This window comes from Pseudoalteromonas sp. CO109Y (assembly GCF_004208935.1).
Lineage (GTDB): Bacteria > Pseudomonadota > Gammaproteobacteria > Enterobacterales > Alteromonadaceae > Pseudoalteromonas > Pseudoalteromonas shioyasakiensis.
Genome location: NZ_SGPD01000031.1, coordinates 1 through 13328, shown reverse-complemented (window position 1 = coordinate 13328; position 13328 = coordinate 1). Strand labels below are relative to the sequence as shown.

Here is a 13328-nt window from a genome sequence, read left to right as displayed (position 1 = left end):
GCTGCCCGCCGTGTCAGTGGATGCGCATTATAGGGATGCGAAGAATTAACGCAAGCACTTTTTGAAGGTTTTTTTGAATATTTTCAAATTAATCAGATACCCACCAAGCGCAAACAAGTTACCCACAAACAACTGTGGATAACTGATGTTTTTTAGCAGAATAACTAAACTCTCCTCGCTTGTTATGGTAACTTGCGCCGCAGATTTTCCACTCGCTCACAAGGCAAGAAAAATGACAGACATTATAAATAGTATAAGTGGTCTCCTTTGGGGTCACATTCTGGTTTACCTTTTAATAGCTGCGGGGCTATTTTTCACTCTTCGACTTGGTTTTATTCAATTCACTCAATTCCCACATATGATCAAAGTGATGTTTCAGAGCCGCCAAGGTTCTGGCGATGGCATTTCTTCATTCCAAGCATTTTGTACTTCTCTAGCTGCGCGAGTTGGTACGGGTAATATGGCAGGTGTTGCCGTTGCACTTTATTTAGGCGGTGCCGGTGCAATTTTCTGGATGTGGCTTATTGCTTTAATAGGTATGGCGACAAGTTTTGCCGAGAGTACCCTTGCTCAAGCATATAAAACCGTCGATGAAGATGGCAACTTTCGTGGTGGCCCTGCTTATTATATGGAATATGGTTTGGGCAAACGTTGGATGGGTGTGATCTTTTCTCTTTGCCTTATTCTTGCTTTTGGATTGGTATTTAATGCTGTTCAATCAAACTCTATTGCTGCTGCATTTGATGTAGCGTTTGGTATTCCAAACTATGTTGTAGGTATCGGCTTAGTATTAGGGTCAGGTATTATTATTTTTGGTGGCTTAAAAACTATTTCACGTTTTGCAGAAATGGTTGTGCCATTTATGGCGCTGGCTTATTTGTTAGTTGCACTTTATGTGTGTGCCATGAACTACGATTTATTACCGAACGTATTTATGCATGTTATTAATAGTGCCTTTGGTATCGAGCAAGCGGGTGCGGGTGCAATAGGTTATGGTGTAATGCAGGCCATGATCCAGGGTATTAAGCGTGGCTTATTCTCTAATGAAGCTGGTATGGGTAGCGCTGCAAATGCTGCTGCAACGGCAACACCTAACCCACCGCACCCAGCCTCACAAGGTTATGTACAAATGCTCGGCGTATTTGTAGATACAATTATTATATGTACTGCAACTGCAGCCCTTATTTTATTATCACAACAGCTTATACCTGATTCAGGTGTGACAGGCATTGCGTTAACACAAGCAGCCCTTGAAGAACACGTTGGTAGTTGGGGTGCAATATTTGTTGCGATTGCAATTTTGTTTTTTGCATTTACCTCGATTGTTGCTAATTATTCTTATGCCGAAACCAATTTATTGTTCTTAGAGCATAACCATGCATCGGGTATGTTGATCTTCCGATTACTGGTACTTGGTATGGTGATGTTTGGTGCACTTGGTGAATTGCCACTAGTATGGACCCTTGCCGATGTTTCGATGGGTTTAATGGCTATTGTTAACGTAATCGCTTTATTTATGTTATCGGGCGTCGTTATTTGGCTCGCGAAGGACTACAACACACAACGTAAGGCAGGTAAATTACCTACTTTTGATCCTTCGCAAAACAAAAAGCTAGATCAAACCATTCCTAAAGGCGCATGGCGTAAATAATCTAGTTAAGTAAATTCTTATTTAGGGAGCGTTTGTGCTCCCTTTTTTGTATTTGCTAACTTTTCAAAAACAGACAATATGAATGTAATTTGTTGCTCGTTAAGCTTTGACTCAAGCTCAGTAACAAGCTGATCTTTAATTTGCGCTTTTAATGCTTGTTTTTGTTCTGCGGTTAGTAATGGCTGCGATTGTTGCTGATAAGATTGCACAGCAGTAAGCATATCCATCACCACGTCATTATCGAAATCGGTTAGCGCTGCTTTGGCATTACTAATGGCTTGTTCTGATTTATCGAAGACAGTCGATACTTTATCGACAAGCACGCTCACCTCATGAATTTTCAGTACGTCGTTAATGTTCGACATAATAATCGCAACAGGAATGAGTACTAATGAGATCGCTAGACAAAGCCCAAATACGGCGCCTACCCAAAACTGATTTAAGCCACGTTTAAATTGCTCCATTATCTTTCCTTGATCCTATTTATTGATTAAAACTTGAAACGCGTTAGCTGTTTTAAAAAGACTAAGGAAACTATAAAGCTATTTTGGCAATAAAAAAATAATTTGATGAGATTATAAAAAGAAATATAAATGAAATAGAGAAGAGGTATTTTATGTAAATGGTGCCCGGGGCCGGACTTGAACCGGCACGCTGTTACCAGCGAGGGATTTTAAATCCCTTGTGTCTACCAATTCCACCACCCGGGCATCGGGCCGCTCGTAAGAGCATGTGGAGTATTAAATGGAGGCGGAACCCGGAGTCGAACCGAGGTAGACGGATTTGCAATCCGCTGCATGGCCACTCTGCCATTCCGCCTTATCGCTTCCAAATAATTGGAGCGGCACACGAGGCTCGAACTCGTGACCTCAACCTTGGCAAGGTTGCGCTCTACCAACTGAGCTAGTGCCGCAAATTTGTTTCTGTCAGTATTTTGACCGTTGGTGCACAACCTTGAGGTTGCGATGATAACGTTCTGGCAACTGAACTAGTGCCGCAAATTTGTTTCTGTCAGTATTTTGTCCGTTGGTGCACAACCTTGAGGTTGCGATGATAACGTTCTGGCAACTGAACTAGTGCCGCAAATTTTTCTTTATCAAAATGGTGCCCGGGGCCGGACTTGAACCGGCACGCTGTTACCAGCGAGGGATTTTAAATCCCTTGTGTCTACCAATTCCACCACCCGGGCATCAGGTTTGCTATTTAAAGCAAGTGGACAAAGCTAATATGGAGCGGCACACGAGGCTCGAACTCGTGACCTCAACCTTGGCAAGGTTGCGCTCTACCAACTGAGCTAGTGCCGCATCATATTAACTCTAATATCATTTTTATAACCACATTTGGTGCTGTAGTTAACCACAAATGGTGCCCGGGGCCGGACTTGAACCGGCACGCTGTTACCAGCGAGGGATTTTAAATCCCTTGTGTCTACCAATTCCACCACCCGGGCATCGGGTTGCTCATAGAGCGCGTGGAGTGTTGAATGGAGGCGGAACCCGGAGTCGAACCGAGGTAGACGGATTTGCAATCCGCTGCATGGCCACTCTGCCATTCCGCCAAATTAGATAATTGGAGCGGCACACGAGGCTCGAACTCGTGACCTCAACCTTGGCAAGGTTGCGCTCTACCAACTGAGCTAGTGCCGCTTTCTTTATCTTGGGGGCTATGCCCTCTCAACACGGACGCATTCTACAGAGATTATTAAACGCGTCAATATAAAAAATGCTAGTTTTGAACTGTTTGCTTATTTTTTATCTAAAACGGTGTGTAATTAAACGTTTAGGATCAATTTTTGGTCAATTCTGACCATGCTGCCATTAAATACTGCAACATAGAACTAAGCGTTAAGAATGTTGCGACGTACAAAAGGCCATAACTTAAGTAGATCATCCATGTATCAAACTGCCAGATCAAACCAATAATGGCTAGCATTTGTGCCGCAGTTTTAAACTTGCCCATGTTTGATACAGCTACGTTGTCACGTTTACCCTGCTCTGCCATCCATTCGCGTAAGGCAGAGATAACAATTTCACGGCTAATAATCACTAATGCCGGAATAGTCATATACAAACTTTGATAGTGGCTTGATAAAGCAACCAGTGCTGCACACACCATTACTTTGTCAGCGACAGGATCTAAGAACGCACCAAAAGGCGTTGACTGATTTAAACGACGCGCTAGATAGCCATCAAGGATATCTGTGATTGACGCAAGCCAGAAAACAAACGCAGCTGCGAAAAATGCCCATGAGAAAGGCAAATAAAATATCACCAAAAAAATGGGGATAAGAAAAAGTCTAAAGGTTGTGAGTGTGTTTGGAATATTCCACATAACTACTTGGAGATGTCTTTTTTTACTATATTCGCACGAAGGCTACGCCTTGTCATGCAAATGATTAAATATCTTTTCAGCCATTTCAGGGCTGATCCCAGGAACTTGTTTTAATTGGTCTATATTAGCAGCTTTTACCCCTTGCATGCCCCCTAAATATTTTAATAATGCTTGTCGGCGCTTTTGTCCTACGCCGGTAATTTCTTCTAACAATGATTGTGTGCGTTGTTTTTGTCGTTTATTACGATGCCCTGCAATGGCAAAACGGTGCGACTCATCACGAATATGCTGAATTAAATGCAGCGCTGGTGCATCTGAATCAAGTGGTATTGTTTTACGTCCGCCATCAATTAATAGCGTTTCTAAACCTGGTTTCCGACTAGTACCTTTTGCAACACCCACCAGCAATGGCATTTTATTATGCGGCCAGTTTTCAAAATATTGCTCAGCACGAGATAATTGACCTTTACCACCATCGATGAAGATCACATCTGGAATTTTTTCTTCATCGACTACTTTGTTGTAGCGTTTATTAAGTGCAAATTCCATCGCAGCATAATCATCACCGCCGGTGATACCAGTCACATTAAATCGACGATATTCTTTATTATTAGGCCCTTGCGAATCAAACACCACACAACTTGCTACCGTGTTTTCACCCATTGTATGGCTGATATCAAAACATTCCATGCGATTAATATCATCGAGACGTAATGTTTCTTTTAATTGTGCGTAACGTTTGTTGATTGAATCCTGCGTGCTTTGCTTAACACTAATGCTGTTAAGTGCATTTTTATTAGCAAGTTTTAAATACTGTGCCCGCTCACCGCGATTAGCAACTTTTAGACTCACTTTACGTTCAGAGATTGCCGTAAGCGCTTCGCTTAATGGCTCACTTTCTTCAATACTAAACGGTAATATAATTTCTTTAGCAATACGCCCTGTTGCACCGGGAGCTAGATAATATTGTCCTAAAAAAGAAGTTAGAATTTCTTCTTCACCTGAGTCTTTTGGCACTTTAGGGAAATAAGTTTTACTGCCTAGCACTTTGTGGTCGCGGATCATTAATAAGTGAACCGCATTTAAACCATTTAAATGCGCAAAACCCACTACATCCATTTCGGCATGGTTACCTGAAATAGATTGCTGCTCCTGCATTTTTCGAAGCAACATGATTTGGTCACGCACTTTGGCCGCAAGCTCAAATTTAAGTTCTTTACTTGCTTGCTCCATTTTAGTAACTAAATCGGCAATGACTTCATGAGATTTGCCCAACAAAAACTTGCGAACAAAATCAACTTCTTGTTGATATTCTTCATCGGAGATTTTATTCACACACGGCGCTGAGCAGCGTTTTAACTGATATTGTAAACATGGACGGCTTCTAGCTCGGTAATACGCATCTTCACATTGGCGAACCGGAAAGATTTTTTGCATTAAACGCAAACTTTCAGATACCGCTCCCGCACTTGGGAATGGGCCAAAATATTCGCCTTTAATTTTTCGGCTACCACGATGAAAAGCAAGTCGCGGGTGCTTATGATCAGTTAAAAGAATATACGGATATGACTTATCATCTCGCAGCAAAATATTGTAACGAGGCTGATATTTTTTAATTAGGTTGTTTTCGAGTAATAAGGCTTCGGTTTCAGTGTTGGTCAGGGTGACTTCAATACCGCAAATATTACTTACTAATACACGCGTTTTGCTATCAGTCACATTGCTACGGAAGTAACTACTTACGCGCTTTTTTAGATTTTTAGCCTTACCAACATAGATAACTTGCCCTTCACTATCAAGCATTCGGTAGACACCGGGCTCACTTGATAGTGTTTTTAGAAAACGGGCTGGTTCGAAATCAGACATTGAGCAAATTAATGCGAGCTATCAATGTCGATCATTTTATGACGAATTGCTAAATGGGTAAGTTCAACATCCCCCCCTACATTTAGCTTTTCAAACATGCGATAGCGATAACTATTCACTGTTTTTGAACTTAGGTTCAAGCGATCCGCAATATCTTGCGCTTTCTCACCTTTAGTGATCATCAGCATGATTTGCAGCTCACGCTCAGACAAACTCTGGAATGGGTTTTCATCTGTGCGACCGCTTACCTGAGCAAGGGCAATTTGTTGTGCAATTTCAGGCGCAATATAACGTTGCCCTGCATTAACCGCACGAATGGCATTAACCATTTCATCAGAGCCGGCACCTTTTGTCAGATAACCATGAGCACCGATTTGCATTACTTTGCTTGGGAATGGATCTTCACAATGCACAGTAAGCACAATAATTTTTACATCAGGGCAATAACGACAGATTTTCTTTGTCGCTTCTAAACCGCCAATACCAGGCATATTCATGTCCATCAACACGATATCGGGTGAATGTTGACGGCAAAATTGCACCGCTTCTTCACCGGTTTTAGCTTCACCCACCACTTTAAAACCACGAACATCATCAAGTATACGTCTGATCCCTGTCCGTACAAGTTCATGGTCATCAACTAAAAGTACATTAATCAATGGAACACCCTCAAATAACCCAAATAGCTGCTTTCGCACAATTTAATGTGCCACATTAGCACAGAAAAAGTGAAACGATAAATCAAAATATCGTTTCACTAATTAATTTTAAGCTGAAGCTTTCTCGCTGAAACGATCAACCCATAGGGCAATGATACCATCACCTGTTACATTACAGGCAGTACCAAAGCTATCTTGTGCTAAATAAAGTGCAATCATTAATGCAACTGCACCTTCATTAAAACCAAGCATACTTGTTAAAAGACCCAATGCCGACATAACTGCCCCACCTGGTGCGCCAGGGGCAGCAATCATTACAACGCCTAGCATCATAATAAATGGCAACATACCAAATAACGATGGTACATCCATATTCGGTGATAAGAACATGACAGCCATTGCACATGTCACAATCGTAATTGTTGAGCCCGATAAATGGATAGTTGCGCATAAAGGCACTGTAAAGTTAGCAACATCTTCTTTTACGTTATTTGCTTTGCTTGAGCGAAGTGAAACTGGAATTGTTGCTGCACTCGACATTGTACCTAAAGCAGTAAAATAAGCGGGTAGCATATTTTTTACAAGCTCTAAAGGATTACGCTTTAGTAAAAGGCCTGTAGATACATATAAAACAGTAAGCCATAGCCAATGCATAATTAATGCAGCTAGCAAAACAATACCAAATGTTTGCAGCGTATCAACCACGGTGCCAGCAACTGTCATTTCCGCGAATACACCGGCAATGTAGAAAGGTAACGCAGGAATAATTACTTTTGCTAGTAAGCCATCAATCACATCACGGCCCTGATCAGATACTTTCTTTAACGTATCAAGCTGTAACTGGCTCATACCTATACCAAAAATGAATGCCGCAGCAAGTGCTGTCATTACACTCATTAGAGGTGGAATTTCTAAATCAATAAAGCTGCCAACTTCGGTAGCAACTTCTGCTTCAAACGTTAAACCGCCATCAAACAATGGGATCATAGCGCTGACAAGTAAAAACGCTAAGGTTCCAGCAATAACGGTTGAACCATATGCAAAGCCAACTGTTTTTCCTAACAAATGGCCTGACCCTTTTGGTAAACCAGCAATACCTGATGCGATAAAAAATAAAATAATTAACGGGATGGTAAAGGTGATCAACTGACCTATTATTTCTTTTACTGTGTAAAGGAGTTCAACACCTGTTAGTGGCACATATAAGCCCACTAAAATACCGGCAACAATACCAGCAATTAATTTTAGAATTAAATTCATAACGATCACTTCAATTTTTAGGTGGTAATCTTTTACCACGTTTTAGTTTACTTTTGTTATAAAACAGCCAAATTAACGTTTAACTGCGCAAATTACCACCACAGCTTGTTAGAATCTAATTTGAACGTAAATATATGCGCCCTGTCGCGTTGCATTTGTTAACAAAGTTGCAAATTAATAACATGCTCGCAATTTTGAATACCCGTATAGTGCTTATGTATAAATCAATGTTAAGTGCCGCTCTATTAAGCGTGCCTTTTACCAGCTTGGCCACCAGCCAACCTGTCACCCTTCCTTTTATTGCAGAACAGGCAATAATTGACGGCCAGCTCAATGAGCCAAGTTGGCAACGTGCCAAAAAAATTACCATAGACAACGTTACTTGGCCTTACGAAAACAGTAAAAGCCCAGTCACCACCCACGCTTATGTTTATGAAGATGGCGAAACACTTTTTATTGGCTTTGAAGCAAATGACCCAAACCCAGAACTTATTCGTGCTTTTTACCGTGACCGTGACGCAGCCTGGGATGATGACTTAGTCGGGCTAAAAATTGATTCATACAATAATTCTCAATTAGCCTATCAATTTTTTATTAACCCACTTGGCGTACAACAAGATTCAATAGAAAACGAACTGACTAAACATGAAAGCTCATCATGGGACGGTATTTGGGATAGCGTCGGTGTTATTCACGATAAAGGCTACACAGTTGAAGTTGCCATTCCATTACGCGTATTGAATTTTGACGACAGCGTAGCAAGTAAAACTATGGCGATGGAGTTTTTACGCTTTTTACCGCGCAGTGAACGGTTACGTATCTCAAATATGCAAATTGACCATGGTAACAACTGTTGGATTTGCCAAATGCCAAGTTACCAAGGCTTTGAACAAGCAAAGCAAGGCAATAACGTGGCGATTATTCCATCTGTGGTGCTTGGCAAAAATGAGACTCGTGATATTGATGGCGCACAAGTTGATGACTGGGAGTCAGAGAACAACACTGAAGCCAGCCTCGATGTTAAATGGGGGATCACCCCAGATATCACGCTAAATGCGACGATTAATCCTGATTTTTCTCAGGTTGAAGCGGATGTAGCACAATTGAGTGTGAACAATAATTTCAGTTTATTCTTCCCAGAAAAGCGTGCCTTCTTTTTAGATAACGCTGATTACTTTGCCTCAACACTTAACCTTATTCATACCCGTAATATCGCCCAGCCAGATTACGGCACGAAAATCACCGGAAGTAAAAATGGCCATACATTTGCCGGCTTCATTGCCAATGATACACAAACCAATGTGTTGATCCCGGGTAATTTAGGCTCATCGCTTGTCGCCCTTGACGAGAAAAGTGAAAACGGTGCCCTGCGTTATCGATACGATTTTGAATCAGGATTATCACTCGGTTCAACGGCAACACACAGACAAAGTGATGATTATAAAAACACGGTTTACAGTATTGATAGTAAATACAAACCAACAGTGAACGATGTTTTCTTAGTGCAAGTATTAAAGTCACAAACGCAATACAGCCAAGACTTTATCGACGAGTTATGTGATGGTGATAACTGCTCACAACCCGAGCAAGTAACCTGTGAATTAAATAGTGACTGCGACTATAACGAAGGCGTACTTCGTGTTTTAAGTAGAGAACAGCAATCCGGAACTGGCTACTACCTAAAGTATCAACACGACGAGAAGTACTGGCGTGCCTTCGCTGATTATAATTACCGTGATGCTGATTTAAGAGCTGACTTGGGCTTTATCTCACAAGTTGATTTTAAAAAGTTTACGACTGGTGGCGAATACCGCTGGTATGGCGATAAAGGCAATTGGTGGAATCGCGCTAACCTTTACGCCGATTGGGATATTACCCACAACGAAAATAACGAACTTCTTGAAAAAGAAGCACAAACTAGCTTTTCAGTCAGCGGCCCGTTACAGAGCTTTTTTGAGGTCTCTGTTGAACACCGTAACCGCACCGGCCTTCGCCACGATAAATCACGTTTAGATATCGACGGCAACACTGACTTGTTTAGCGAAAATGGCGTTGGCTTTTACAGTGACTTTAAACCAAAAGCTGGGGTATTTGCTTCTCTATATTTGTATACAGGTAATGCCGTTGATTTAGCGAATAACCGCGTTGGTGATAAGTTCCATATACGCCCTGTGCTGAATATGAACCTTGGTAAGCATTTTGAAGTGCGTTTACGTCATACTTATGAGCAGCTTGAAGCCGATGGCAGGGAAGTATTTACCGCCAACTTAAGTGATGTACGTTTTACTTACCAATTCAACGTGAATAGCTTTTTACGCCTTGCAGTCATTTATACCGATTTAGAACGCAACCAGGCTAATTACATTGATAATGTAGATAGCCAATATAAAAACCTAGCCACTCAGCTGTTGTATTCTTACAAGCTGAACCCGCAAACGGTATTCTTTGCTGGTTACTCGGATAATGGCTATCAAGATGATGAGCTATCATCAATTACTAAAGAGCAGCGTACGTTATTTGCCAAGTTTAGCTACGCTTGGTTGCTTTAAGACCCTATTAGCGCACCTTTTGGTGCGCGCCCTTCTTTTCCCACCTTATTACTAAATGCTATAAGCCTATTCGCTATATGTTATAGCCAAACTTTACTTTCGTTTTTATTTCACCACAGTAAAGTGTGACTATTACAGATCGCTAGCCTAAGCTAGTTGATCAACGATTGAATAAATTGCTTCCAAGGGAACACTATGTCTAACATTTTTGAAGATAATTCATTAACGATTGGTAATACACCAATTGTAAAGCTTAACCGCGTAACCTCAGGTAATGTATTTGCTAAAGTTGAATCACGTAACCCAAGCTTCAGTGTTAAATGCCGTATTGGCGCTTCAATGATCTGGGAAGCAGAAAAGTCAGGTGTATTAACCAAAGAAAAAGAGTTAATCGAGCCGACTTCAGGTAACACAGGTATCGCACTTGCGTTCGTAGCAGCTTCTCGTGGCTATAAGCTAACCCTTACTATGCCTAACACAATGAGCTTAGAGCGTCGTAAATTATTAAAAGCCTTAGGTGCTAACCTAGTATTGACTGATGGCGCTAAGGGTATGAATGGCGCGATTGAAAAAGCAAAAGAAATTCAAGCCAGTGAGCCTGAAAAATACATTCTTTTACAACAGTTCGAAAACCCAGCTAACCCGAAAATTCACTTTGAAACAACGGGCCCTGAAATCTATGAAGCAATGGACGGTAAAATTGATATCTTCGTAGCAGGTGTTGGTACTGGTGGTACTATTACGGGTGTTAGCCGTTACCTTAAATTAGAAAAAGGTTTAAATGTACAATCGGTTGCTGTTGAACCAACTAACTCTCCAGTTATTAGCCAAACATTAGCTGGTGAAGAAGTTAAACCAGGCCCTCATAAAATCCAAGGTATCGGTGCAGGCTTCATTCCTGGCAACCTTGATTTAGAAGTTGTAGACGCTGCAGAGCAAGTATCAAATGAAGATGCGATTGCTATGGCTCATGAACTGATGAAAAACGAAGGTATTTTAGTGGGTATTTCTTCTGGTGCAGCAGTAGTTGCGGCAAAACGCCTTGCTGAAAAACCAGAGAACGCAGACAAGAACATTGTGGTAATTTTACCAAGTGCGACTGAGCGTTACTTATCTAGCCCATTATTTGCTGAAGAGTTCAGCGATAAAGAGCTAGTTCAGTAACCACTAAGAATCACTTAGTTGTTAAAAAAGGATGCAGACATGCGTCCTTTTTTATTACCTAAAATAAATAAAACCAATAATTTTACCGAGTTAACTTTACATCATGCTCATTTAGTCACACACTTAATTTTAAGTTCACTCGAAAAACTACAACAATGAAAAATATACTTTTAACTTTTATCCTTCTAAGTAGCAGCATTCTTTTCGGTTGCGGTTCTGAAGACGCACCAAAGGGCGAAAAAAATACCCCTGGTAATGTAGCGACTCTCTATTTTGATGCTTTATACAACCAAAACGATTTAAATCTTGCGATGGAATATGCCACGCCTAAAATGGCGCGAATTATGAAATCTTATGGCACCGCTGGGCAGTTCGCTCGTAACCTGGTTAATATGCAATACGATGAAGTGGTGATTGAAGTCGATATGACTAACATGAGTCTACGCGAACAATATGGCGACAAAGCTAACATCAATTTGATTTTTACGGGTTATTTTAATGGTAAGAAAATTGATGATATGCGCAGTGTGAAAATGATGCGTAAAAAAGGCAAGTGGTACATTGAAAAAATTAATGCCGATCCATTTGCGCGATAATTAATTACGAAAACTAAAAAAGGGCCTGAAAGGCCCTTTTTTTTGAAAGAGTATTACTGCAGAACAGTATGGATATTACTCTTCGTCAAACTCTTGATGTTGACGCTGTGCAGGACGCGCTAAGATTTCAACGTAAAACGATGTAAGCTGTTTTGCTTCGATATCGCTAATACATTTATTAATCTCTGCCACGTGAACGACATTGGCCTCATCCGCTGATTCACCAAACTTACAGTCAAACGCCCAATAGTCGGCGCCTGCTGGGAGTGTTTTATTACGCTCACGTTTTAAGTATTTTTTTACTTCGTGCTTGGCTGCATCAACCATACGAGGATATTTAATTTTCTCGTGGTTTAGCGTGAATGTTTTCTTCATTATAGTCCTAGTAACTTGGTTCAATGACAATGGCATTAAGCCATAGACTGCTATTATAACAAGCACATCTTAATTTAGCTGTACTTTTTGCAGTTTTACTTAAATATAAGTCTATTCTTAGCTTATTCTTAGTGTATTCGAAGTCTATGACATTTCGATTAAGCCACTTATACCTAAGCTGTAGCTAAATGAAGAGGTTGATGTATCGCCTCGTCAGTAAGGCTATCATAAAATGCAGCTGCATCGATTTGTGGGCGCTCAACGGGTTTATTTTTTTCATAAAAGCGTTTTCTAACTGCAAGCTCACAGTTATCAATCACTTCTAGCGGCACATGTTGCTTATCATCACGAACATTCAGTGGCTCTGGGTTTAAACAATGACGTAATCTGATGTCTGATAAACCACCTTGCAATAGTCTAAGTGCATTTTCTTGCCCAATCAGCATATCAAACTGTTCGGGAGCTAATGGTTGTGTGGGGCCTGCACCTAACTCGGTGCGCAAAGCAGATTCAGATACTTCAGGATTGCTTAATTCAGTTTTTGGCAGGTGAAACTGGCTAAAATCGAGCGCATCATGAGAAAGCATTGCTAGTAATAAAGCAAATTCTCCAGAGCGGTGCTCGTGAACACTTTTATTTAGACGATTATCGAGTTGGCTCTCTGTGAGCAACAAATCATCAACTTGCATAGTCTTTAGCCAAATAGTTTCTTGATTAACCAGTTATCGGCATTTATGCATTTTTCTTTAGTTTTTTTCTTTACTTAAATAATAAGTTTGCTATTATCAGCGCCGTTGCATTGGAGGGGTTCCCGAGCGGCCAAAGGGATCAGACTGTAAATCTGACGGCTCAGCCTTCGCTGGTTCGAATCCAGCTC

Annotated in this window: 11 protein-coding genes and 8 tRNA genes; 4 read left to right on the top strand and 15 right to left on the bottom strand. The window is 41.0% G+C overall.

Annotated elements, in window-relative coordinates:
* Positions 1-232: 232 nt before the first annotated feature.
* Positions 233-1651, top strand: a complete 1419-nt coding sequence (locus EXT43_RS13380; RefSeq protein WP_062566984.1) for a sodium:alanine symporter family protein — start codon at positions 233-235, stop codon at positions 1649-1651.
* 17 nt (positions 1652-1668) lie between these two features.
* On the opposite strand, the gene EXT43_RS13375 is transcribed toward EXT43_RS13380, so the two are convergent.
* The 13 genes from EXT43_RS13375 to EXT43_RS13315 form a co-directional block, all read right to left on the bottom strand.
* Entirely contained in the window at positions 1669-2115 is a 447-nt protein-coding gene (locus tag EXT43_RS13375; RefSeq protein ID WP_062566985.1) for a hypothetical protein, read from the bottom strand.
* A 159-nt stretch (positions 2116-2274) separates the two neighbouring features.
* A tRNA-Leu gene (locus EXT43_RS13370) sits at positions 2275-2361 on the bottom strand.
* Between the two features lie 35 nt (positions 2362-2396).
* Positions 2397-2470: transfer RNA gene (locus EXT43_RS13365), tRNA-Cys, on the bottom strand.
* Positions 2471-2488: 18 nt separating this feature from the next.
* Positions 2489-2564, bottom strand: a tRNA-Gly gene (locus EXT43_RS13360).
* 189 nt (positions 2565-2753) lie between these two features.
* Positions 2754-2840 (bottom strand) — tRNA-Leu (locus EXT43_RS13355).
* Between the two features lie 39 nt (positions 2841-2879).
* Positions 2880-2955 (bottom strand) — tRNA-Gly (locus tag EXT43_RS13350).
* 59 nt (positions 2956-3014) lie between these two features.
* A tRNA-Leu gene (locus EXT43_RS13345) sits at positions 3015-3101 on the bottom strand.
* A 34-nt stretch (positions 3102-3135) separates the two neighbouring features.
* A tRNA-Cys gene (locus EXT43_RS13340) sits at positions 3136-3209 on the bottom strand.
* Between the two features lie 12 nt (positions 3210-3221).
* Positions 3222-3297 (bottom strand) — tRNA-Gly (locus tag EXT43_RS13335).
* Positions 3298-3436: 139 nt separating this feature from the next.
* On the bottom strand, positions 3437-3982 hold the full coding sequence (gene pgsA / locus EXT43_RS13330; protein WP_062566986.1) for a CDP-diacylglycerol--glycerol-3-phosphate 3-phosphatidyltransferase: 546 nt from the start codon (positions 3980-3982) through the stop codon (positions 3437-3439).
* Between the two features lie 42 nt (positions 3983-4024).
* The gene (gene uvrC, locus EXT43_RS13325; RefSeq protein WP_054553646.1) at positions 4025-5848 is read right to left on the bottom strand and encodes an excinuclease ABC subunit UvrC; all 1824 of its coding nucleotides are present in this window, start codon (positions 5846-5848) and stop codon (positions 4025-4027) included.
* Between the two features lie 8 nt (positions 5849-5856).
* Positions 5857-6507 (bottom strand): UvrY/SirA/GacA family response regulator transcription factor, encoded by a 651-nt coding sequence (uvrY, locus tag EXT43_RS13320; RefSeq protein ID WP_054564041.1) that lies wholly within the window; start codon positions 6505-6507, stop codon positions 5857-5859.
* Between the two features lie 108 nt (positions 6508-6615).
* Positions 6616-7767, bottom strand: coding sequence for a dicarboxylate/amino acid:cation symporter (locus EXT43_RS13315; protein WP_054553767.1), 1152 nt, complete (start codon positions 7765-7767; stop codon positions 6616-6618).
* Positions 7768-7982: 215 nt separating this feature from the next.
* On the opposite strand from EXT43_RS13315, the gene EXT43_RS13310 reads away from it, so the two are divergent.
* From EXT43_RS13310 to EXT43_RS13300, 3 genes are all read left to right on the top strand, one after another.
* A complete protein-coding gene (locus EXT43_RS13310) occupies positions 7983-10316 on the top strand; it encodes a carbohydrate binding family 9 domain-containing protein (protein ID WP_130167194.1) in 2334 nt (777 codons plus the stop codon).
* A 195-nt stretch (positions 10317-10511) separates the two neighbouring features.
* A complete protein-coding gene (cysK, locus tag EXT43_RS13305) occupies positions 10512-11480 on the top strand; it encodes a cysteine synthase A (protein WP_058583732.1) in 969 nt (322 codons plus the stop codon).
* 155 nt (positions 11481-11635) lie between these two features.
* Positions 11636-12076, top strand: coding sequence for a hypothetical protein (locus EXT43_RS13300; protein WP_054564020.1), 441 nt, complete (start codon positions 11636-11638; stop codon positions 12074-12076).
* A 75-nt stretch (positions 12077-12151) separates the two neighbouring features.
* Here EXT43_RS13300 and EXT43_RS13295 read toward each other — a convergent pair whose 3' ends face one another.
* Together EXT43_RS13295 and EXT43_RS13290 are read right to left on the bottom strand one after the other, a co-directional pair.
* Positions 12152-12451, bottom strand: coding sequence for a DUF6172 family protein (locus EXT43_RS13295; RefSeq protein ID WP_054564021.1), 300 nt, complete (start codon positions 12449-12451; stop codon positions 12152-12154).
* A 173-nt stretch (positions 12452-12624) separates the two neighbouring features.
* Positions 12625-13140, bottom strand: a complete 516-nt coding sequence (locus EXT43_RS13290) for a VC2046/SO_2500 family protein (protein WP_130167193.1) — start codon at positions 13138-13140, stop codon at positions 12625-12627.
* Positions 13141-13328 lie beyond the last annotated feature (188 nt).

Coding starts and splice junctions, on each gene's coding strand:
- EXT43_RS13380 (WP_062566984.1), top strand. CDS start 233: ATGACAGACATTATAAATAGTATAAGTGGTCTCCTTTGGGGTCACATT.
- EXT43_RS13375 (WP_062566985.1), bottom strand. CDS start 2,115: ATGGAGCAATTTAAACGTGGCTTAAATCAGTTTTGGGTAGGCGCCGTA.
- pgsA (WP_062566986.1), bottom strand. CDS start 3,982: ATGTGGAATATTCCAAACACACTCACAACCTTTAGACTTTTTCTTATC.
- uvrC (WP_054553646.1), bottom strand. CDS start 5,848: ATGTCTGATTTCGAACCAGCCCGTTTTCTAAAAACACTATCAAGTGAG.
- EXT43_RS13315 (WP_054553767.1), bottom strand. CDS start 7,767: ATGAATTTAATTCTAAAATTAATTGCTGGTATTGTTGCCGGTATTTTA.
- EXT43_RS13310 (WP_130167194.1), top strand. CDS start 7,983: ATGTATAAATCAATGTTAAGTGCCGCTCTATTAAGCGTGCCTTTTACC.
- cysK (WP_058583732.1), top strand. CDS start 10,512: ATGTCTAACATTTTTGAAGATAATTCATTAACGATTGGTAATACACCA.
- EXT43_RS13300 (WP_054564020.1), top strand. CDS start 11,636: ATGAAAAATATACTTTTAACTTTTATCCTTCTAAGTAGCAGCATTCTT.
- EXT43_RS13295 (WP_054564021.1), bottom strand. CDS start 12,451: ATGAAGAAAACATTCACGCTAAACCACGAGAAAATTAAATATCCTCGT.
- EXT43_RS13290 (WP_130167193.1), bottom strand. CDS start 13,140: ATGCAAGTTGATGATTTGTTGCTCACAGAGAGCCAACTCGATAATCGT.